Origin of the sequence: Streptomyces sp. NPDC058326 (assembly GCF_042879855.1) — a bacterium.
GTDB lineage: Bacteria > Actinomycetota > Actinomycetes > Streptomycetales > Streptomycetaceae > Streptomyces.
Genome location: NZ_JBHVZO010000019.1, coordinates 118,583 through 139,544, shown reverse-complemented (window position 1 = coordinate 139,544; position 20,962 = coordinate 118,583). Strand labels below are relative to the sequence as shown.

General features: G+C 71.5%; 21 protein-coding genes. 10 read left to right on the top strand and 11 right to left on the bottom strand.

Going from position 1 to position 20,962, the window contains the following annotated elements; translation table 11 throughout:
- The first annotated feature begins 98 nt into the window (after positions 1-98).
- The 3 genes from ACFVYX_RS29035 to tyrS are packed head-to-tail and all read left to right on the top strand — an operon-like array spanning position 99 to position 4,331.
- Entirely contained in the window at positions 99-1,622 is a 1,524-nt protein-coding gene (locus ACFVYX_RS29035) for a TldD/PmbA family protein (RefSeq protein WP_389684451.1), read from the top strand.
- A complete protein-coding gene (locus ACFVYX_RS29030) occupies positions 1,619-3,010 on the top strand; it encodes a metallopeptidase TldD-related protein (protein ID WP_389684450.1) in 1,392 nt (463 codons plus the stop codon). The genes ACFVYX_RS29035 and ACFVYX_RS29030 overlap by 4 nt, the downstream gene beginning before the upstream one ends.
- 52 nt (positions 3,011-3,062) lie before the next feature.
- Positions 3,063-4,331 (top strand): tyrosine--tRNA ligase, encoded by a 1,269-nt coding sequence (tyrS, locus tag ACFVYX_RS29025; protein WP_389684449.1) that lies wholly within the window; start codon positions 3,063-3,065, stop codon positions 4,329-4,331.
- 75 nt (positions 4,332-4,406) lie between these two features.
- Here the strand turns inward: tyrS and ACFVYX_RS29020 are convergent, their stop codons facing one another.
- Positions 4,407-4,682: a GlsB/YeaQ/YmgE family stress response membrane protein gene (locus ACFVYX_RS29020; RefSeq protein ID WP_389684448.1), complete on the bottom strand. Its 276-nt coding sequence runs from the start codon at positions 4,680-4,682 to the stop codon at positions 4,407-4,409.
- Between the two features lie 169 nt (positions 4,683-4,851).
- Here ACFVYX_RS29020 and ACFVYX_RS29015 point away from each other — a divergent pair, with 169 nt between their 5' ends.
- Together ACFVYX_RS29015 and ACFVYX_RS29010 are read left to right on the top strand one after the other, a co-directional pair.
- On the top strand, positions 4,852-5,196 hold the full coding sequence (locus ACFVYX_RS29015; RefSeq protein ID WP_389684447.1) for a DUF3099 domain-containing protein: 345 nt from the start codon (positions 4,852-4,854) through the stop codon (positions 5,194-5,196).
- A gap of 197 nt (positions 5,197-5,393) precedes the next feature.
- Positions 5,394-5,609, top strand: coding sequence for a hypothetical protein (locus ACFVYX_RS29010; RefSeq protein ID WP_389684446.1), 216 nt, complete (start codon positions 5,394-5,396; stop codon positions 5,607-5,609).
- 11 nt (positions 5,610-5,620) lie between these two features.
- Here ACFVYX_RS29010 and moaA read toward each other — a convergent pair whose 3' ends face one another.
- The 3 genes from moaA to ACFVYX_RS28995 all read right to left on the bottom strand — a co-directional run bounded on the left by moaA (position 5,621) and on the right by ACFVYX_RS28995 (position 8,787).
- A complete protein-coding gene (gene moaA, locus ACFVYX_RS29005; RefSeq protein WP_389684445.1) occupies positions 5,621-6,610 on the bottom strand; it encodes a GTP 3',8-cyclase MoaA in 990 nt (329 codons plus the stop codon).
- A 165-nt stretch (positions 6,611-6,775) separates the two neighbouring features.
- A complete protein-coding gene (locus ACFVYX_RS29000) occupies positions 6,776-8,416 on the bottom strand; it encodes a cation acetate symporter (RefSeq protein WP_389684444.1) in 1,641 nt (546 codons plus the stop codon).
- Positions 8,413-8,787 (bottom strand): DUF485 domain-containing protein, encoded by a 375-nt coding sequence (locus ACFVYX_RS28995; RefSeq protein ID WP_389684443.1) that lies wholly within the window; start codon positions 8,785-8,787, stop codon positions 8,413-8,415. The genes ACFVYX_RS29000 and ACFVYX_RS28995 overlap by 4 nt, the downstream gene beginning before the upstream one ends.
- 272 nt (positions 8,788-9,059) lie before the next feature.
- Between ACFVYX_RS28995 and ACFVYX_RS28990 the strand changes: the two genes are divergently transcribed.
- Entirely contained in the window at positions 9,060-10,598 is a 1,539-nt protein-coding gene (locus ACFVYX_RS28990) for a S8 family serine peptidase (RefSeq protein ID WP_389684442.1), read from the top strand.
- Positions 10,599-10,683: 85 nt separating this feature from the next.
- Entirely contained in the window at positions 10,684-11,985 is a 1,302-nt protein-coding gene (locus ACFVYX_RS28985; RefSeq protein WP_389684441.1) for a CoA transferase, read from the top strand.
- Here ACFVYX_RS28985 and ACFVYX_RS28980 read toward each other — a convergent pair.
- From ACFVYX_RS28980 to ACFVYX_RS28950, 7 genes are all read right to left on the bottom strand, one after another.
- A complete protein-coding gene (locus ACFVYX_RS28980; protein ID WP_389684440.1) occupies positions 11,975-13,018 on the bottom strand; it encodes a zinc-dependent alcohol dehydrogenase family protein in 1,044 nt (347 codons plus the stop codon). The genes ACFVYX_RS28985 and ACFVYX_RS28980 overlap by 11 nt on opposite strands.
- A gap of 18 nt (positions 13,019-13,036) precedes the next feature.
- The gene (locus ACFVYX_RS28975; protein ID WP_389684439.1) at positions 13,037-13,669 is read right to left on the bottom strand and encodes a lysoplasmalogenase; all 633 of its coding nucleotides are present in this window, start codon (positions 13,667-13,669) and stop codon (positions 13,037-13,039) included.
- Positions 13,666-14,547, bottom strand: coding sequence for a sterol desaturase family protein (locus ACFVYX_RS28970; RefSeq protein ID WP_389684438.1), 882 nt, complete (start codon positions 14,545-14,547; stop codon positions 13,666-13,668). The genes ACFVYX_RS28975 and ACFVYX_RS28970 overlap by 4 nt, the downstream gene beginning before the upstream one ends.
- A 165-nt stretch (positions 14,548-14,712) precedes the next feature.
- Entirely contained in the window at positions 14,713-15,939 is a 1,227-nt protein-coding gene (locus tag ACFVYX_RS28965) for an amidohydrolase family protein (RefSeq protein ID WP_389684437.1), read from the bottom strand.
- Positions 15,936-17,219: an amidohydrolase family protein gene (locus tag ACFVYX_RS28960; protein WP_389684436.1), complete on the bottom strand. Its 1,284-nt coding sequence runs from the start codon at positions 17,217-17,219 to the stop codon at positions 15,936-15,938. Before ACFVYX_RS28960 ends, ACFVYX_RS28965 begins: the two co-directional genes overlap by 4 nt.
- Before the next feature lie 11 nt (positions 17,220-17,230).
- The gene (locus ACFVYX_RS28955; protein ID WP_389684435.1) at positions 17,231-18,115 is read right to left on the bottom strand and encodes an SDR family NAD(P)-dependent oxidoreductase; all 885 of its coding nucleotides are present in this window, start codon (positions 18,113-18,115) and stop codon (positions 17,231-17,233) included.
- Positions 18,115-18,912, bottom strand: coding sequence for an acetoacetate decarboxylase family protein (locus ACFVYX_RS28950; RefSeq protein WP_389684434.1), 798 nt, complete (start codon positions 18,910-18,912; stop codon positions 18,115-18,117). The genes ACFVYX_RS28955 and ACFVYX_RS28950 overlap by 1 nt, the downstream gene beginning before the upstream one ends.
- 95 nt (positions 18,913-19,007) lie before the next feature.
- On the opposite strand from ACFVYX_RS28950, the gene ACFVYX_RS28945 reads away from it, so the two are divergent.
- The 3 genes from ACFVYX_RS28945 to ACFVYX_RS28935 all read left to right on the top strand — a co-directional run bounded on the left by ACFVYX_RS28945 (position 19,008) and on the right by ACFVYX_RS28935 (position 20,957).
- Entirely contained in the window at positions 19,008-19,676 is a 669-nt protein-coding gene (locus ACFVYX_RS28945) for a TetR/AcrR family transcriptional regulator (RefSeq protein WP_389684433.1), read from the top strand.
- Positions 19,673-20,659: a DEDDh family exonuclease gene (locus ACFVYX_RS28940; RefSeq protein WP_389684432.1), complete on the top strand. Its 987-nt coding sequence runs from the start codon at positions 19,673-19,675 to the stop codon at positions 20,657-20,659. The genes ACFVYX_RS28945 and ACFVYX_RS28940 overlap by 4 nt, the downstream gene beginning before the upstream one ends.
- Before the next feature lie 64 nt (positions 20,660-20,723).
- A complete protein-coding gene (locus tag ACFVYX_RS28935) occupies positions 20,724-20,957 on the top strand; it encodes a hypothetical protein (protein WP_037631103.1) in 234 nt (77 codons plus the stop codon).
- Positions 20,958-20,962: the final 5 nt, after the last annotated feature.

Here is a 20,962-nt window from a genome sequence, read left to right as displayed (position 1 = left end):
TGCGGGCACACATCAATGCGCCGACCCGGAGACGCGTCCCGTGATTGACTTCCGGGGCAGATCGACCCCCCTTCCGATCACCGAGAGCGAGGCCGCTCGTGGTCCATCAGATCGACCCTTCGTTCGTCGCGCTGCCCCTGCGGGCGCTCGCCGACGCGGCGCTCGCCCGAGCGCGTGCGCTCGGCGCCGAGCACGCGGACTTCCGTCTGGAGCGGGTGCGCAGCGCCTCCTGGCGGCTGCGTGACGCCAAACCGTCCGGTTCCTCGGACACCACGGACCTCGGCTACGCGGTGCGGGTGGTGCACGGCGGGGCCTGGGGGTTCGCGTCCGGGGTCGACCTGACCATGGACGGGGCCGCGCGGGTCGCCTCGCAGGCGGTGGCGATGGCCAAGCTGTCGGCGAAGGTGATCGCGGCGGCCGGTTCGGACGAGCGTGTGGAGCTGGCCGAGGAGCCGGTGCACGAGGAGCGCACCTGGGTCTCCTCGTACGAGATCGACCCCTTCTCCGTCCCCGGCGAGGAGAAGAGCGCGCTGCTCGCCGACTGGAGCGCGCGGCTGCTGCGGGCCGAAGGTGTGGCGCATGTGGACGCCTCGCTGCTCACCGTCCACGAGAACAAGTTCTACGCGGACACGGCGGGCACGGTCACCACGCAGCAGCGGGTCCGGCTGCACCCGCAGCTCACGGCGGTCGCCGTCGACGAGACGACCGGTGAGTTCGACTCGATGCGGACGATCGCGCCGCCGGTCGGGCGGGGCTGGGAGTATCTGACGGGCACCGGCTGGGACTGGGACAAGGAGCTCGACGAGATCCCGGGGCTGCTCGCCGAGAAGATGCGTGCGCCGAGCGTCGAGGCGGGCCGGTACGACCTGGTCGTGGACCCGTCGAACCTCTGGCTGACGATCCACGAGTCGATCGGGCATGCCACCGAGCTGGACCGGGCCCTCGGCTACGAGGCCGCGTACGCGGGCACCTCCTTCGCCACCTTCGACCAGCTGGGCAAGCTGGCGTACGGCTCCTCGATCATGAACGTGACGGGTGACAGGACCGCCGAGCACGGTCTCGCGACCATCGGGTACGACGACGAGGGCGTCGAGGCGCAGTCCTGGGACCTGGTGAAGGACGGCACGCTGGTCGGCTACCAGCTGGACCGGCGGATCGCGAAGCTCACGGGCCTCGGCCGGTCGAACGGCTGCGCCTTCGCGGACTCCGCCGCGCACGTGCCGGTGCAGCGGATGGCGAACGTCTCGCTCCAGCCGGATCCGGGCGGTCTGGCGACCGAGGACCTGATCGGGGGCGTGGAGCGGGGCATCTACGTGGTCGGTGACCGGTCCTGGTCGATCGACATGCAGCGCTACAACTTCCAGTTCACCGGGCAGCGGTTCTTCCGCATCGAGAACGGGCGGCTCGCCGGGCAGCTGCGGGACGTGGCGTACCAGGCGACGACCACCGAGTTCTGGGGCTCGATGGAGCAGGTCGGCGGTCCGCAGACGTACGTCCTCGGCGGCGCGTTCAACTGCGGCAAGGCCCAGCCGGGCCAGGTCGCCGCGGTCTCCCACGGCTGCCCCTCCGCCCTCTTCCGGGGCGTCAACATTCTGAACACGACGCAGGAGGCCGGACGATGAGCCGCGTCAGCAAGCCGTACGAGATCGTCGAGCGGGCCCTTGAGCTGTCCCGTGCCGACGGGTGTGTCGTCATCGCCGACGAGGAGTCGTCCGCCAATCTGCGCTGGGCCGGGAACGCGCTCACGACGAACGGCGTCACCCGGGGCAGGACCCTCACGGTGATCGCGACCGTCGACGGCGCGCAGGGCACCGCCTCCGGGGTCGTGTCCCGGTCCGCCGTGACCGTCGACGACCTGGAGCCCCTGGTCCGGGCCGCCGAGGCCGCCGCGCGTGCCGCAGGGCCCGCCGAGGACGCCCAGCCGCTGGTGGCGGACGTGCCCTCGTCGCCCGACTTCACGGACGCCCCGGCGGAGACGTCCTCCGCCGTCTTCGCCGACTTCGCCCCGGCGCTCGGCGAGGCCTTCGCCCGTGCCCGGGCCGGCGGCCGTGAGCTCTACGGGTTCGCCAACCACGAGCTGAACTCCACCTACCTGGGTACGTCCACGGGGCTGCGGCTCCGGCACGACCAGCCCAAGGGAACCCTGGAGCTGAACGCCAAGTCGCCCGACCGCTCGCGCTCCGCCTGGGCCGGGCGCTCGACCCGGGACTTCAAGGACGTCGACCCGGCCGCGCTCGACGCCGAGCTCGCGACCCGGCTCGGCTGGGCGGAGCGGCGGATCGAGCTGCCCGCCGGGCGGTACGAGACGCTGCTGCCGCCGACCGCCGTGGCCGATCTGCTGATCTACCAGCTGTGGTCGTCGGCGGCCCGGGACGCGGTGGAGGGCCGTACGGTCTTCTCCAAGCCCGGCGGCGGCACCCGGCTCGGCGAGACCCTCTCCCCGCTGCCGCTGACGCTGCGCAGCGACCCCAACGAACCGGGTCTGGAGTCCGCGCCGTTCGTGATCGCGCACTCCTCGGGCGACGACTCCTCCGTCTTCGACAACGGGCTGCCGGTCGCACCGACGGACTGGATGCGGGACGGACGCCTCGAGCGTCTGATCACCACCCGGCACACGGCCGAACTTACTCGGTTGCCCGTGGCGCCCGTGGCGGGCAACCTGATCCTGGACGGCGGGGGCGAGCGCTCACTCGAGGAGATGGTCGCCTCGACGGAGCGCGGTCTGCTCCTCACCTGCCTCTGGTACATCCGCGAGGTCGACCCGGCGACGCTGCTGCTCACCGGTCTGACCCGGGACGGCGTCTACCTCGTCGAGAACGGCGAGGTCGTCGGCGAGGTGAACAACTTCCGGTTCAACGAGTCGCCGGTGGACCTGCTGTCGCGGGCCTCGGAGGCCGGCCGGACGGAGAAGACGCTGCCGCGCGAGTGGAGCGACTGGTTCACCCGGGCGGCGATGCCCGCCCTGCGGGTGCCCGACTTCAACATGAGCTCGGTCAGCAAGGGAGTCTGACCCACCTAGACTGGGTCGTCGTACCACCAACAACCTGAGGAGACTGACGGTCGTGACGGACATCGTCGACGAGCTGAAGTGGCGTGGGCTCTTCGCCCAGTCCACCGATGAGGACGCACTGCGCAAGGCTCTCGCGGACGGTCCCGTCACCTTCTATTGCGGTTTCGACCCGACCGCGGCCAGTCTCCACGTCGGCCACCTGGTCCAGGTCCTCACCGTCCGCCGGCTCCAGCGGGCCGGGCACCGGCCGCTGGCGCTGGTCGGCGGGGCGACCGGCCAGATCGGTGACCCGCGGCCGACGGCCGAGCGCACCCTGAACGACCCCGAGACGGTCGCGAACTGGGTGAACCGGCTGCGGACGCAGATCGAGCCGTTCCTCTCCTTCGAGGGGGAGAACGCGGCCGTCATGGTGAACAACCTGGACTGGACCGCCGGCCTGTCGGCGATCGAGTTCCTGCGGGACATCGGCAAGCACTTCCGGGTCAACAAGATGCTCACCAAGGACTCCGTCGCCCGGCGCCTGGAGTCGGAGCAGGGCATCAGCTACACCGAGTTCAGCTACCAGCTGCTCCAGGCCATGGACTTCCGGGAGCTGTACCGCCGCTACGGCTGCACGCTCCAGCAGGGCGGCTCCGACCAGTGGGGCAACCTGGTAGCCGGCCTCGACCTGATCCACCGCCTGGAGCCGGGCGCGGAGGTACACGCCCTCGCGACCCCGCTGATGGTCAAGGCGGACGGCACCAAGTTCGGCAAGACCGAGAGCGGGGCCGTCTGGCTGGACCCGGAGATGACGACGCCGTACGCGTTCTACCAGTTCTGGCTGAACGTGGACGACCGGGACGTCTCGACGTACATGCGGATCCTGTCCTTCATGTCCCGCGAGGAGCTGGAGGAGCTGGAGCGGCAGACCGCCGAGCGGCCGCAGGCGCGGGCCGCGCAGCGGGCGCTCGCCGAGGAGCTCACCACCCTCGTCCACGGCGCCGAGCAGTGCGCGGCCGTCATCAACGCCTCCAAGGCGCTGTTCGGTCAGGGCGATCTGGCCGAGCTTGACGAGGCGACGCTGGCCGCCGCGCTGTCCGAGCTGCCGCACGCGCGGGTGACCGAGCTCGGCCAGGTCGTGGACCTGTTCACCGAGGTCGGGCTCGCGCCGAGCAAGTCGGGCGCGCGCCGCACGGTGAAGGAGGGCGGGGCCTACGTGAACAACGTGAAGGTGACCGCCGAGGACGCCGAGGTGACGGCGGAGGAGCTGCTGCACGGCCGCTGGCTGGTGCTGCGGCGCGGCAAGAAGAACCTGGCGGCGATCGAGTTCGCCGGCGCCTGACCGGTACGCGTACACCGGAGGCCCGGTACGGCACACAGTGGTGTGCCGTACCGGGCCTCCGGTCTTCCGGCGGGCTCACGCCCGTCGGCGGGTGCCCTTCATCGAGGCCCACAGCATGTCGCCCACCCCGACCACGGCGACGGCGCCAGCCAGCTGGAGCAGGTGGCGGGTCCAGTCGATGCCCTTGGTGTCGTTGACTCCGATCCAGGTCGCGACCGCGTTGCCGAGCACGCTGCCGAGAATGCCGAACACGACCGTCAGCCACAGCGGGATCTGCTGCTTCCCCGGCAGGATCGCCTTCGCGATCAGACCGAGGACCAGTCCCACGATGATCGCCCACAACCAACCCATCGTCTCCTCCTTGTACGCATGTGGGCCCAGTCTCGACCCATCGGTCATACAACGCATGTCGGACAGCGCCATACGTGCCCCGGTCTCGTCGCCGCCGGAAGGCGGGCGTACCGTGGGACGGAGGTCCGGACCGGGAGCGTCCGGCGCGACCGGGTGGGTGGTGACGGCGATGCCGAAGCGTGGCGGGACCGAGGTCTTCCGGATCACGGGAGCACGGCAGGGGCTCGCCGACGACGTGCGCGGGCGGCAGCGGCGCTACATCATCTCCATGACGGTGCGGACGCTCTCCGTGATCGCGGCCGCGGTGCTGTGGAACGTCGAACGGCATGTGGCCGTCGTGGCCCTCGCCCTGGGCATCCTGCTCCCCTATGTCGCGGTGGTCATTGCGAACGCGGGCCGTGAGACGGCTCCGTCCCTTCCCTCCACCTTCGTACCGGCTCCGGTGCGGCCCGCGCTCGGCGCGCCCGAGGCCTCGGAGGACGCCGGCACGGAGCGCCCGTACGGCCGGAACTGATCACACACAGTGGCCGGAAAGCTCAAGAAAAGCTCAGATCAATCGTGAAGTTCCGGTGCACCGCACCCCATGTGCCGTGACATACTGCCTACGCGCTCCGCATCCCCCGTCGGAGCGACGGACCGATGCCGGGCAGCTCCCCCCGTGGCTGCTCGGCATCGCCCTTGCTGGACAATGATCAGGTGATCAATGGTCCAGTGAGCGAAGAGAAGCCGACCTGTTCCGCCAAGGGCTGCCGCGCCGACGCCGTCTGGGTACTCGCGTGGAACAACCCCAAGCTGCACACGCCCGAGCGCCGCAAGACCTGGCTCGCGTGCGAGGAGCACCGCGAACACCTCTCCCAGTTCCTGGGAGTCCGGGGCTTTCTGAAGGATGTCGTACCACTCGCGGAGTGGGAGTCCGGCGAGGCCTGAGGCCTCCGGGCTCAGCCGCCGATCGCGGACATCGGGCGGTCGGGCTGGAGGAAGCTCGGGTCGTCGAGGCCCGAGCCGGCCTTCTTGCCCCACATGGCCTGCTTCCAGATCCGGGCGACCTCGTCGTCCGACGCGTCCGAACGGAGCGTGGCCCGCAGATCCGTCTCCTCGGTGGCGAACAGACAGGTCCGCACCTGGCCGTCGGCGGTGAGCCGGGTGCGGTCGCAGGCCCGGCAGAACGGGCGGGTGACGGAGGCGATGACCCCGACGGTGTGCGGTCCGCCGTCGACGACCCAGCGCTCGGCGGGCGCCGAACCGCGCTCGTCGGAGCCCTCGGGCGTCAGGGTGAAGCGGGTGCGCAGGGACTCCAGGATGTCACCGGCCGTGATCATGCCGTCGCGCTTCCAGCCGTGCTGGGCGTCGAGGGGCATCTGCTCGATGAAGCGGAGCTCGTAACCCTCCGCCACCGCCCAGGCCAGGAGGTCGGGGGCCTCGTCCGCGTTGAGCCCGGGCATCAGGACCGCGTTGACCTTGACCGGGGTGAGACCGGCGTCCCGGGCGGCGGCCATGCCGTCGAGGACGTCCCGGTGGCGGTCCCGGCGGGTGAGGGTCTTGAAGACGTCGGGGCGCAGGGTGTCCAGGGAGACGTTGACCCGGTCGAGGCCGGCGGCCTTGAGGGCGGCGGCCGTGCGCTTCAGCCCGATGCCGTTGGTGGTGAGGGACATCCGGGGGCGGGGCTCCAGGGCCGCGCAGCGCTCGACGATGCCGACGAGGCCGGGGCGGAGCAGCGGCTCGCCTCCGGTGAAGCGGACCTCGGTGACGCCGAGGTCGGTGACGGCGATGCGGATCAGCCGGACGATCTCGTCGTCGGTGAGCAGGTCCGGCTTCGCGAGCCACTGCAGTCCCTCTTCGGGCATGCAGTAGGTGCAGCGCAGGTTGCACCGGTCCGTGAGCGAGACGCGCAGGTCGGTGGCCACCCGGCCATAGGTGTCGATGAGCACTGTGGGCCCCCTCCCCGTCTTGCGGTTGCGTGTGGTTCGAGCCTACGTGAGCGGACGGACAACGAGCAGGGCAGATTGTCACGAGGACCGGTGAGGCCGCGTCGTAGAACTCTACGACGCGGCCATCGGGGAGTCGCGGAACGTATACGAACCGCTGCGCTCCGGTCAGTGCTTGACCGCGGCGGCGACGCCGACCCCGGTCAGGGACTTGACCTCCAGCTCCGCGTACTTGCCGGCGTCCGGCTCCTCCTTGGAGAGGAGGGAGCCGAGCCAGCCGAGGAGGAAGCCGAGCGGGATCGACACGAGGCCGGGGTTCTCCAGCGGGAACCAGTGGAAGTCCACGCCCTTGAACATCGAGGCCGGCCCGCCGGAGACGACCGGCGAGAAGAGGACGAGGACGACGGAGGAGATCAGTCCGCCGTAGATCGACCAGAGCGCGCCCTGGGTGGTGAACCGCTTCCAGAAGAGCGAGTAGAGGATCGTCGGCAGGTTGGCCGAGGCGGCGACCGCGAAGGCGAGGGCGACCAGGCCGGCGACGTTGAGGTCGCGGGCGAGGGCGCCGAGCGCGATCGACACGATGCCGATGAGGACGGTGGACCAGCGGGCGGCCCGCATCTCCTCCTTCTCGGTGGCCTTCCCGCGCCTGATCACGTTCGCGTAGATGTCGTGCGCGAAGGACGAGGAGGAGGCCAGGGTGAGTCCGGCGACCACGGCGAGGATGGTGGCGAAGGCGACGGCGGAGATGACGGCGAGGAGGATCGCGCCACCGGTGGAGTCGGCACCGCCGCCGACCTCGAGGGCGGTGAGCGGGGCCGCCGTGTTGCCCGCCTTGTTGGACGCCCTGATGGTGTCGCCGCTGAGCAGGGCGGCGGCGCCGAAGCCGAGGACGATCGTCATCAGGTAGAAGGCGCCGATGATGCCGATGGCCCAGTTGACCGACTTACGGGCGGCCTTGGCGGTCGGCACCGTGTAGAAGCGGATCAGGATGTGGGGCAGGCCCGCGGTGCCGAGGACGAGGGCGATGCCGAGGGAGAGGAAGTCGAGCTTCGAGACGGAGCTCAGGCCGTACTTGAGGCCGGGCTCCAGGAACGCGTCGCCCTTGCCGCTGTTGGTGGCGGCGGCGCCGAGCAGCTGCGAGAGGTTGAAGTCGAACTTCAGGAGGATGAGGAAGGTGATGAGGAGCGTGCCCGCGATGAGCAGGACGGCCTTCACCATCTGCACCCAGGTGGTGCCCTTCATGCCGCCGATCGTCACGTAGACGATCATCAGGACGCCGACGAGGGCGACGATCGCGATCTTGCCGCCGTCGCTGGTGATGCCGAGGAGCAGCGAGACGAGGACGCCCGCGCCCGCCATCTGCGCGAGCAGGTAGAAGATCGAGACGACGATGGTGGAGGTACCGGCGGCGGTCCTGACGGGTCGCTGGCGCATCCGGTAGGCGAGGACGTCGCCCATGGTGAAGCGGCCGGAGTTGCGCAGCGGTTCGGCGACCAGGAGCAGGGCGACGAGCCAGGCGACGAGGAAGCCGATCGAGTAGAGGAAGCCGTCGTAGCCGTAGAGGGCGATGGCGCCGCTGATGCCGAGGAAGGACGCGGCGGACATGTAGTCGCCGGAGATCGCGAGGCCGTTCTGGAAGCCGGTGAACTGGCCGCCGCCGGCGTAGAAGTCGGCGGCGCTGCGGGTCTGGCGGCCGGCCCAGACGGTGATGCACAGGGTCGCGATGACGAAGGCGCCGAAGAGGGCGATGATCAGGGGCCGGTGCTCGGTGGTGGCGCTGTCGGCCGCGAGCAGGACGGGGGTGGTCATGCGTCGCCCTCCATACGGTGCCTGATGGCCTCGGCCTTGGGGTCGAGCCGGTCCGCCGCGTGCCGCGAGTAGAGCCAGGCGATGAGGAAGGTGGTGAGGAACTGGCCGAGGCCCAGGACGAGCGCCATGTTGATGTTGCCGAAGACCTTGGTGCCCATGAAGCCGCCCGCGTAGTTGGAGAGCAGCACGTAGAGCAGGTACCAGGCGATGAAGGCGAGGGTCAGGGGGAAGGCGAAGGAGCGGTACGTACGGCGCAGTTCGCCGAACTCCGCGCCCTCCTGCACCTCGACGAACTGTTCCGTCGTGGGCGATACGGGAGCGGTTGCGGCCTCCGTCCCTTTTCTGGGCGGCGGCGGTGCTTCGGTAGCCACGGAATCTCCTCGTGACGCGGGGGCGGACGGCTTGGTCAAGGGGGCCTCACCAGGGGTGCGGGAGCCGGGGTTCCGGAGGAACCCCTCCCCTGCACAACGGCACGGAGCGGGAAGCGAAGCGGTTCACACGAGGGATTTATTCGTACAGATCTTCATGAAGTCTTCTCAACTCATTGAAGCGCCGGGAAGATCAGCGATAGCTTCACTCGTCATGCACCTGTCCGCGCGCAAACCCGCGCGCGGACAGTACATACGGATGATGTGGAGAACCCATGGCTCATCTGGGATCGAGGCGCGGCCGAGCTCTTGCTCTGCCGGTTGGTCTCGCGCTCACGGCCTCGCTCGGCTTCCTTCCCTCCGGCGCCGCCTCCGCCGCGGAACTGAGTGACGCACCGACGTCCGCCGTGGCGACGAACGGGCCGAAGCTGACGTACGTCGTCAACGTCGCGGGGGGCCGCTGGACCGCCTCCTCGGTGAAGAAGGCGATAGCCGCCGCGGGTGGCGAGGTGGTCGTCTCGTACGACCAGATCGGCGTGATAGTCGTCCACTCGCAGAACCCCGAGTTCGCGAAGACGATCCGCACGGCGCGTGGCGTGGTGTCGGCCGGTGCGACCCGTACCGCTCCGCTGTCCGCCCAGACGGACACCGCCGTCGACGAGGGCGCGCAAACGCTGACCCCGGCCCAGATCAAGGCCGCCGCGGCAGCCGCCACGGCCGGTCAGGACCCGATGGAGCCCCTGCAGTGGGACCTCCCGGCGATCAAGGCCGACAAGGCGCACAAGAAGACCCTCGGCAGCAGCCGGGTCACCGTCGCCGTCATCGACACGGGCGTCGACGACACCCACCCGGACCTGGCGCCGAACTTCGACGTCAAGGCCTCCGCCAACTGCGTGTCCGGCAAGCCGGACACCACCGCCGGTTCGTGGCGCCCCAACCCGGGCGAGAGCGACCACGGCACGCACGTCGCCGGCACGATCGCCGCCGCCAAGAACGGCATCGGCATCACCGGTGTCGCCCCGGGCGTCAAGGTCTCCGGCATCAAGGTGTCCACCCCGGACGGCTTCTTCTACACCGAGGCCGTGGTCTGCGGCTTCATGTGGGCGGCCGAGCAGGGCGTCGAGATCACGAACAACAGCTACTACACCGACCCGTGGATGTTCGCCTGCAAGAACGACGAGGACCAGAAGGCCCTCATCGAGGCGGTCACCCGCGCGACCCGCTACGCGGAGCGCAAGGGCACGGTCAACGTGGCGGCGGCCGGCAACTCGAAGTTCGACCTCGCGGCCGACTCGATCGTCGACAACAGCAGCCCGAACGACACCACGCCGGGCGACCGGGTCATCGACCCGAAGGAGTGCCTCGACTACCCGGCCATGCTGCCGGGCGTCGTCACCGTCTCCGCGACCGGTGCCAAGGACCTGAAGGCGTCCTACTCCAACTACGGTCTCGGCGTCATCGACGTCGCCGCCCCCGGCGGCGACCGCACCGAGTACCAGACCCCGGACGCCCCGGCGATCAACGGCCGCATCTGGTCGACCACGGTCAACGGCGGCTACAACTACAAGGCCGGCACGTCGATGGCCGCGCCGCACGCCGCCGGTGTGCTCGCGCTGCTGAAGTCGACGCACCCCTACGCGAGCCCGGCGGCGCTGAAGGCGCTGCTGTACGCGCAGGCCGACGACCGCGCCTGCACGAACCCGTACGACATCGAGGGCGATGGCAAGATCGACGCCGTCTGTGAGGGTGGCAAGAACAAGAACGGCTTCTACGGGGCCGGTCTGATCGACGCGCTGGACGCCGTCCGCCGCTAGTCGCGGAGGTCCGGTGAGGGAGGGTCCCCGTGGGGTGTGCCACACGGGGGCCCTTTCGCATGGCACGGAGTGCCACACTGCCTCCATGGACAACACGGTGCGTACGGGTACGGAGTTGCTGTGGTCGGCGCTCGGCGGCGATCCCGCCCTGGTCGACCGGGTGTCGTTCGCCGGACCCTCGGGGTTGCTTCCGGCCCGGCTGCCGGTGATGGACCTGGCGCGGGCGACGGTCGCGGTCGCCGGGCTCGCCGCCGTCGAACGGGCGGGGGCGCCGGGGCGGGTACGGGTGGACGACGGGGCCGTCGCCACCGCCTTCGTGAGCGAGCGTCATCTGCGGGTCGACGGACGGGCGCCGGTGAACTTCGCGCCGCTGTCGCGGTTCTGGCGGGCGGCCGACGGCTGGGTCCGTACCCACGCCAACTACCCGCACCACCGGACGGCGTTGCTCACCGCCCTCGCGGTTCCCTCCGGGTCGGTGGAGGCGGTCGCGGCGGCGATCGGCGCGCGGAAGGCCGTCGAGGTCGAGACGGCGGTGTACGCGGCCGGGGGCCTTGCCGTCGCCCTGCGCACGCCCGGGGAGTGGGGGGCGCACGAACAGGGCCGTGCGGTGGCCGCGCGGCCGCTGCTGACCCGGGAGCGGCTGGACGAGGCCCCGCCCCGGCGTCGTACGGGCCCCCTGCGGGTCCTGGACCTGACCCGGGTGATCGCAGGTCCCGTCGCGACCCGGACGCTCGCGCTGCTCGGCGCGGACGTGCTGCGGATCGACCCGCCGGGCAATCCCGAACTGCCCGACCAGCACGCGGACACGGACGTCGGCAAGCGGACGGCGGCGCTCGATCTGGACCGGCCGTCGGACCGGCGTACCTTCGACGAGCTCCTCGACTCCGCCGACGTCCTGGTGACCGGCTACCGGCCGGGCGCCCTCGACCGCTTCGACCTCGACCGGCCCGGCCTGGTGACCGCCCGGCTCTCGGCCTGGGGCGACTACGGGCCCTGGGCCGAGCGCCGCGGCTTCGACTCGCTGGTACAGGTGGCGACCGGGATCGCCGCGACCGAGGGCTCGGCCGACGAGCCGGGCGCGCTGCCCGCGCAGGCCCTGGACCACGGCACGGGCTATCTGCTCGCGGCGGCGGTGCTGAGGTCGCTGACCGAGCAGGACCGGGACGGCGGCACGCGGCTCGTACGCCTGGCTCTCGCACAGACGGGCCACTGGCTGACGCACGCACTGCCCGGGTACGAGCCCGAGCGGTACCTCACCGAGTCGGAGGGCCCCCTGGGGCGGCTGCGGCACGCGCTGTCGCCGGTCGCGTACGAGGGCGGCCCGGCGGGCTGGTCGCGCCCGCCGGGTGTCGCCGGGGCCGATGCCCCTGTCTGGACTACGGCGTGACGAGGACCTTGAGCGCGGTGCGCTCGTCCATCGCCTTGTAGCCGCCGGGGACGCCGTCGAGGCCGACGGTCAGGTCGAAGACCGGGGACGGGTCGATGGTGCCGTCGAGGACGTCCGGGAGCAGTTCCGGGATGTACGCGCGCACGGGGGCGACGCCGCCGCGCAGCGCGATGTTCCGGTCGAACATGACGGAGAGGTCGAGTCCGGTGCCGCTGCCGTGGGGGACGCCGACGTAGCCGATGGCGCCGCCGTCGCGGGCGATGGCGACGGCGGTCCGCATGGACTGCTCGGTGCCGACGGCCTCGATGACGCCGTGGGCACCCTGGCCGCCGGTGAGCTCGCGGACGGCGGCCTCGGCGGCCTCGCCGCGCTCGGCGACGACGTCGGTGGCACCGAAGAGGCGGGCGATGTCGGTGCGGGTGGTGTGCCGCCCGAGCGCGATGATCCGCTCGGCGCCGAGGCGCTTGGCCGCGAGGACGCCGCAGAGGCCGACGGCGCCGTCGCCGACGACCGCGACGGTGGAGCCGGGCCGCACGCCCGCGCCGAGGGCGGCGTGGTGGCCGGTGCCCATGACGTCGGAGAGGGCGAGCAGCGCGGTCAGGAGCCGGTCGTCGGAGGCTGCGTCGGCGGGGAGCTTGACGAGGGTGCCGTCGGCGAAGGGGACGCGGACGGCCTCGCCCTGGCCGCCGTCGGAGCCGACGGAGCCCCAGAACCCGCCGCGCGGGCAGGAGGTCTGGAGGCCCTCGGCGCAGTAGTCGCAGGTGCCGTCGGACCAGACGAAGGGGGCGACGACGAGATCGCCGGCCGAGAAGCCGGCGACGTCCGCGCCCGCCGCCTCGACGATCCCCAGGAACTCGTGGCCGATGCGCTGGCCCGGCTGCCGGGCGGACTCGCCGCGGTAGGCCCACAGGTCGCTGCCGCAGACGCAGGCGCGCAGGACCCGGACGACGACGTCGGTGGGGTCCTGCACCACCGGGTCGGGCACGTCCTCCACGCGCATGTCGAACGGGGCGTGGATGGTGGTGGCGCGCATGACGGAGGGTCCTTGCTGTCAGTCGGTTGTACGACATTCACCGTACATCGCCCGGAGCGCTCCCGCCGTCAGCAGGTACTGCGCCGCGATGTACGTCAGCATGACCCAGAAGTCGGGCACGGGCAGCTGGGGCCACGCGGCGACCCCGGTGGCGATGAGGGTGTCCGACAGCAGGAAGAGGGCGCCGCCGAGCCCGGCCAGGAGGCCGAGCGAGCTCGCGCGGTAGGCCATCGCGGTGAGGAGCAGCGAGTAGCCGGCGACTGGGATCCGCAGATCGGCGGGGAGGTCGGGCCAGAGCAGGGCGACGGTCCCGGCGAGGGCGGCGGTGTACGCGATCCCCAGGGGTACGGACGTACGGCGCCGCCCGAAGAGGACCAGGTAACAGACGTGTCCGGCGGCGAAGGAGCCCATGCCGACGAGGAAGGCCCAGTCGGCGTCGGAGAGCAGGAAGACGTCGCCGCCCCAGCCGAAGAGGAGTGCGGCGGTCAGCAGCCTGGGGGCCCCGCGGGTGACGGCGTACGCGGCGAGCAGTGGCATCAGGAGCGGCTTGGCGAGCTGGTGGCCGAGCTCGGCGCCGGCGAGCAGGGAGATCAGGTCGGCGGCGGTGGCGAGCCCGAAGGCGACGAGCAGGGCCCGCGAGGAGTTCGTCACGCGGCCGGCTCCGCCGCCGTGGTCTTCGGCGGCCGGGGGCCGGCCGGCGGTCCGGGTTGCCAGCCGGGGCCGCGGAAGACCCGGCCGGCCCGCTCGCGCCAGTCGTGCGCGGCCCGGAGGTCGCGGGCGATGGCGGCGTACTCGTGGGTGGCGACCCGGAGCGGGTTGTATGTCTCGATGTTCTTGGTGAGCCCGTAGACGGGCCGGTCGGTCTCGCCGACCCAGGAACCGAACATCCGGTCCCAGACGATGAGGATCCCCCCGAAGTTCCGGTCCAGGTAGCCGCCCTGGGAGGCGTGGTGGACCCGGTGGTGGGAGGGGGTGTTGAAGAGGTACTCGAAGGGCCGGGGCAGCTTGCCGACCCGCTCGGTGTGGATCCAGAACTGGTAGACGAGATTGACCGAGTAGCAGAAGGCGACAGCCGCCGGGTGGACGCCGAGGGCGATCATCGGCAGGTAGAACGGCCAGGAGGTCACGCTGGTCCACGGCTGGCGCAGGGCGGTGGTGAGGTTGAACTTCCGGCTGCTGTGGTGGACCACGTGGCAGGCCCAGAGGATGCGGATGACGTGGTGTCCGCGGTGCTGCCAGTAATAGAAGAAGTCCTGCGCGAGCAGCATGAGCGGGATCGTCCACCAGAGGACGGGGACGCGGAGCGGGGTCAGCTCGTGGACAGCGGTGTAGATCGCCACCACGGGGATCTTCCACAGCGCGTCGAAGGCCAGGCTCCCGAGGCCCATGCCGATGCTGGTGGCGGCGTCCTTGGTCTCGTAGCCGGCGGCCTCCTCGTCGGGGTGGATCCGGTGGCTGACCATCTCCAGGACGGTGAGCAGGACGAACGCCGGTATGGACCAGAGCACGACATCGGGCAGGTTCGGCATGCCGTCGACGGTAGGGGCGATGGACGGTGCGGGGCTAGACGGTGTTACCAACAAGTATGCGAGACGACTTGTCAGCAAGCTTTGGCACCTTCCGACAACACGGGGCGCCCGTCAGACCCCTGCCGCACCGTAGGTGACGGCCCCGGGAGGGTCTCACCCCCTCCGTCACCAGACACGGACCGACCCGCCCGGGGCGAAGGCGGGGCTGGTCGCCCCCTCCGGGACCTTCTCCAGGGGCGTGGCGATCTCCGCGACCTCCGGGCCGTGGACGGCGGCGAGAGGGTCGAGGAGGGCGAGGTCGAAGCCGTAGACGCGGGCCGCGTTGCCGCCGACCATCGCCGCGACCTCCTCCTTCGGCACGCCCGCGTAGGCGATCCTGAGGCCTTCCCTGGAGTACGGGGTGGTGCCCTCGTCGTGCGGGTAGTCGCTGCCCCACATGATCTTGCCGAGGCCGATCCGATGGCGCAGCGGCACCTCGTGGGGGCGCATGAAGCTCGCGCCGACGAAGCAGTTGTCGCGCCAGACCTCGCTGGGCCCTCTGCCCATGGACGCGGCGAGCCCGGCGCCGAACCTGGACTCCGCGGTGGTGGCCCGGGAAGCCGCGGCGACAAGACGCTCGTGGTAGTAGTCCAGCATGTCCAGGATCCCGGGGATCCAGCCGGAGCCCTGCTCCGTCAGAACGAGCCGGAGGTCCGGATGGCGGCGGAACGCCCCGCCGAAGACCAGGTGCCAGAGAGCCCGGTGGGAGAACCAGGTGGTCTCCACCATGAAGACGGCACGGGCGGCCGGTTCGTCGCCGAGCGGCGGCGACGCCGAACCGCCGTGGTGGTTCACCGGTACGCCGAGCTCCGCGCAGGCCGCCCAGATCGGGTCGTACGTCTCCGAGTACAGCTCGGGCAGCCCCGATCCCGGCGGGGTGCCCGGCAGCAGGATCCCGCCGGTGAGTCCCGCCTCCGCGGTCCGGCGGATCTCCCGTACCGCCTCGTCGACGTCGTTCAGGAGGATCTGGGCCACTCCGGCGCGGCGGCCGGGTGCCCGGGCGCAGAACTCCGCCAGCCAGCGGTTGTGCGCCCGCAGACCCGCCCAGCGGAGCTCGTACTCCTCGCGGGTCGGCGCGGGCGCCATCAGTGAGGCGGAGGGGAAGAACGGCGGGACGGTGTTCGGGAAGACGACCTCGGCGACGATCCCGTCGGCCTCCAGCTCGCGCAGCCGGCGCTCGGAGTTCCAGTTGCGGTCGGCGGTGTCGGCGAGCAGGTCCTCGTACGGGTTGACGTAGGCCGCCGCCCAGGCGTCGAAGGCCTCGTGGTGCCTGCTCTCCAAGTAGGGCCTGTAGTCGAGAAGGTCGGCGCCGGCGTGGCAGTCCGCCGAGATGACGGTGTAGCGGTCCGTCATGGCGTGACCCCCAGGACGGGGAAGTCGTGCTCCGTCAGCCAGTGCCGGCCGACCTCCCGGGAGCGGGCCCAGGAGGCCTCCACGGCGGCCTGGTCGGCGGGCTGGCCGAGGTCGGCGGGGGTGGGGCCGATCCGCCGGGATATCGGATCCAGTATTCGAATATCGAATCCGAAAACCTCGGCCGCGGCGAGCCCCAGCATCCGGCGGGTCTCCTCCACCGGGATGTCGTGGAAGGTGTTCCGCAGCCACGCGCGCGTGTTCGGCCAGGTCCCCTCCGGGTGCGGGAAGTCCGATCCCCACAGGATGTTGTCCACGCCGATCTCGTACCGCTGGGCGAGTTCGCGCCGCTTGGTGTTGGTGGCGCACACGAAGACCTGCCGGTCCAGGTACGCGCTCGGCGGCCGGCTCAGCTCCGCGAACGGGGACAGCTTCTTGCCGCCGTGCGCGCCCAGGTAGAGCCGGTCCATGAACCAGAGCAGGTTCGGCAGCCACCAGCAGCCGGACTCGGCGACGCCGAACCGCAGCCCGGGGTACCGCTCGAAGACTCCCGACCAGAGCAGGAACCACAGCGGCCTGGCCGGCCACCAGGTGACCTCGGAGACGTAGATGCCGAGGTGGTCCCCGTACTCCTCGCGCGGTGCCGCGCCCGAGTGCGTGACAAGCGGCATCCCGGTCTCGGCCGCGGCCGCCCAGACCGGGTCGTAGCGCCGGTCGTGGTACGGCGCCTTGTCCACCCACATGGACGGGATCATCAGCGCGCCGAGCCCCGACTCCTTGGCCCGGTGGATCTCGGCGACGACCTCCGACGGCTCCGCGGTGATGGGCAGCAGCGCCACTCCGCAGTGCCGGTGGGGGTTCTGCCCGACGAAGTCGGCGAGCCAGCGGTTGTGCGCCCGCGCGCCCGCCATGCCGAGCGCGGGGTCCTGGTCGCCGGAGAGGCCGAGGCCGACGCCGAAGGGGGCGGCGGTCCGGCTGTCGACGGCGTCCGCGTCGGGGAAGACGACCTCGGCGGCGACCCCGTCCCCGTCGAGCTCCTTGAGCCGCTGGACGGCGTCCCAGCCGCCGCGCAGGCCCTCCTCGTTGTCGCGGAACCAGCGGTCGGCGAAGGCCTCGTTGCGGACCCCGAGCCGGGTCATGGCCTCCCGGCGCGCCTCGCGCCCGGCGAGGAACTCGTCGAAGTCGCGATGGAAACGGGGGTCGAGATAGGGCCGGTACTCCTCGGTGGGGAGCCCGGCGTGGCAGTCGGAGGAGATGATCAGATACGGGTCCTCATGGCTCATGGCGAAGCCCCTCAGTCGAGGATGAAGCTCTCCAGGTACGACGGATTCGCGCGGTCGAGCATCGACCGCGAGCGCGCCCTGATCTGCCGGTCGCTGTGCTCGCTCTCCGGCAGCATCCAGAAGCGGTCGGCGCGGATGCCGTCGACGACGTGCCCGGCGACCTCCTCCACCGGGGTGAAGGCGACCTCGTGACCGGCCTCCTTCATCGCGGCCTCCCACTGGTCGAGGCTGCGGTACGGGGTCCTGCGCGGCCGCTGCTTGGCGTACCGCTCGGGCCGGTTGCGGTGCGACTCCCAGAGGCCGGTGCGGAGCATGTGGGGGCCGGGGAAGAGCACGGACGCGCCCACGCGCGCGTGCTCGGCCCTCAGATGGGCGTAGAGCGACTCGGTCATGGTGACGACGGCCGCCTTGGTGACCGCGTACACGGAGGCGGTGGGCAGCGGGCCGATGCCGCCGTCGCCGGAGGAGGTGTTGACGACATGGCCCGGTTCGCCGCCCGCGAGCATGCGGGGCACGAAGGCCTGGATGCCGTGGAAGACGCCCCAGACGTTGACGGAGAAGGCCCATCGCCAGTCCTGGGGATCGTGTTCCCACATCCGGCCCTCGGCGCCCGAGCCGACACCCGCGTTGTTGCAGAGGACGTGGACGGCTCCGAAGGTGGCGTAGGCGGCGTCCGCGAAGGCCCGGACCGCGTCTGCGTCCGAGACGTCGACCGTCCGCGCGAGGACCTCCGCCCCGCTCTCCATCAGCTCGTCGGCGGCCTCCGCGAGCGCGGCCTCCTCGACGTCCCCGAGGACGACGGCCAGGCCCTCCTCGGCGAAGCGGCGGGCCAGGGCGAGCCCGATGCCGCTCGCCGCGCCGGTGACGACGGCGACCTGCCCCGCACGCAGCTCCATCAGACGCTCCCTTCCGCCGGACCGTCGAGGATCTGCTGCGGATCGTCGTAGCGCTGGTGGATGTACGGCAGCAGGGCCCGCGCGGAGACCCGTTCGGCGACCGTGCCCTTCTGGTCGGTGGACTTCTCGCCGATCGTGATCTCCACCAGCCGGCGGACGGGGAGGTCGGCGACCGGGTCGTACATGGACTCGCGCAGGACGACGTCGCCGGTGATCCGCTCCAGCCTGCGCACCCGCTCGTTGCGGACGCAGTGGACGAGGACGGGGTCGGCGTCGAAGCCCGAACCCTCCACGCCCGGCAGGAACTTGAAGTAGAAGTCGGTCTTCTCGGCGGGCTCCGGCAGGGGCAGCGGCCCCGAGACCGCGCCGCGGACCTCCACGAACGCGATGCCGTGCCGGGCGAGCGCCGCGCGGACGACGAGCCCCTCGCGCTCGACCGTGACCTCGCCCAGCTTCTTCGGCTCGCCGAAGACCTCACGCCCGCCGACGAGGGCCCGCTCGTGGGTCATCGGCATGACCAGCGGGTACCAGCCCTCCCGGTCGCCGTGGGCGGCGGCGACCGCCACCGACCCGGCGCCGAGGGGGTGGCCGGGCAGGTCGACCCTGCTGACGGTGGCACGGACCAGGGGCCTCGCGGTGGGTTTCAGCGGGGGCGGCAGGACCGCGGCGACGACGTCCGGATCGGTCTCCCAGACGGCGACCACCCCCGTGGACCAGATGGCGGGGAGCCGGGAGCTCCGTGCGCGGGCCGCCGCCGCCTCGGCGTCGGTGCGCGCCCCGTACCGTACTCGTCCCATGACGTACCGCCTTTCGGGATCGTCGGTCTGTAACACTGTTACACCGTCGCCCGCGAAGGGGAAAGAGCCGTGCAGGCACGGGAGTTGGGGGATCAATGGCACGCTCCGCGCTGACCCGCGACGATGTCCTGGACGCGGCGGCCGCCCTGGTGCGGGAGCACGGCCCGGGCGCCCTGACCATGCGCAGGCTCGCCGCCGAGCTCTCCACGGCGGTCACCTCGATCTACTGGCACGTCGGCAACCGCGAGTCGCTCCTCGACGCGCTGGTCGACCGCACGGTCGCCGACCTCGGCACGATCCGCCCGCACGGCACGACGCCGGCGGAGCGGATGGTGTCCGTCGCCCGCGCGCTGCGCCGCGCGCTGCGGGAGCGCCCGCACCTGGTGGCGATGGTCCACGAACGGGGGCTGACGGAACGCATGTTCCTGCCGGCGCAGCGGGCCCTCGTCCACGAGGCGCACGCGGCGGGACTGCGCGGGGCGGCCGCCGCGCGGGCCGTCCGCGCGGTGCAGTTCCAGGTCGTCGGCCATGTCCTGGTGGAGCGCAACCGCGAACGCGCTCCGGCCCAGGCGCCCGCCGAGGAGGAACTGTGGCGGGGGGAGGACGCCGAGTGCGACGGAGCCCTCGCGCGCGCCCTCGCCGCCCCGGTCGACACCGAGCGGCTGTTCGTCGACTCCGTACGGGCCCTGGTGGACGGCCTGCTCGCCGGGGCCTCCGGGGACACCGGGGACGGAGTTGTCGGTCGCGGGCCGTATTCTCAGTGACCGTGCTTGACGACCGTACGACAGCAGCGACGTGGCCGGCCGCCTACCCGCAGGGGTACGCGGTCGTCGACGTGGAGACCACCGGACTCGCCCGCGACGACCGGATAGTGTCGGCTGCCGTCTACCGGCTGGACGCCCAGGGGAACGTCGAGGACCACTGGTACACCCTGGTCAACCCCGAGCGTGATCCGGGCCCTGTCTGGATCCACGGCCTCACGAGTGCCGTCCTGGAGGGCGCGCCGCTCTTCCCGGAGGTCGCGGCGGAGTTCGCGGCCCGGCTCGACGGGCGGGTCCTCGTCGCGCACAACGCGATGTTCGACTGGCAGATGATCGCCCGGGAGTACGCGCGCGCCGAGTCCGCCGCTCCGGTGCGGCAGCGGCTGTGCACGATCGCGCTCGCCAAGGAGCTGTCGCTGCCGCTGCCCAACCACAAGCTGGAGTCGCTCGCCGCGCACTTCGGCGTCGTGCAGCGGCGCGCGCACAACGCGCTCGACGACGCGCGGGTGCTCGCCGAGGCGTTCCGGCCGAGTCTGCACGCGGCGGCCGAGCGGGGCGTACGGCTGCCACTGCTCGAATGCCGGCCGCTGACCGAGTGGGTCCCGTCGCCCGAGCGGCCCCGGATCGGTCACCAGGCCTCGGGCTCTTCCGCGTACCGGGCGAACAGCTGGCGTCCCTCACGGAGGCGTCCGGCGTGCCCGTACCCCAACCCCGGCCGGTACGAGACGGGCAAACCGCTCAAGCAGGGCATGCGGGTGGCCTTCTCCGGGGACACCTCCGTCGACCGCGAGCTCCTCGAAGACCGCACCGTGGACGCCGGCCTCCATGTCGCGGGCAGCGTCTCCCGGCTGACCAGCCTGCTCGTCACCAACGACCCGGACTCCGCCACCTCCAAGATCGTCAAGGCGAGGTCCTTCGGCACACCGGTCGTCGACGAGGCCGCGTACACCCAGCTCCTCCGGGACGTGAGCCCGGCAGACGGGTGATGCCCCGGGCCCTGCGGGCGTGCCGAGCTGCGCACGCCCGCCGGGAGCCCCCACCCTGTGGCGCATGGCACGTTGTGAGGTCTGCGGAAACGATTACGGCATGTCCTTCGAAGTCCACGCGCAGGGCGCGGTCCATGTCTTCGACTGCTTCGCCTGCGCCATCCACCGCATGGCGCCCATCTGTGAGCACTGCCGGGTCCAGATCATCGGACAGGGCGTCGAGGTCGACGGCAACTGGTACTGCGGGGGTCACTGCGCCCGCGCGGAGGGAAAGGTGGGCATCGTGGACAGGGTGTAGACCGG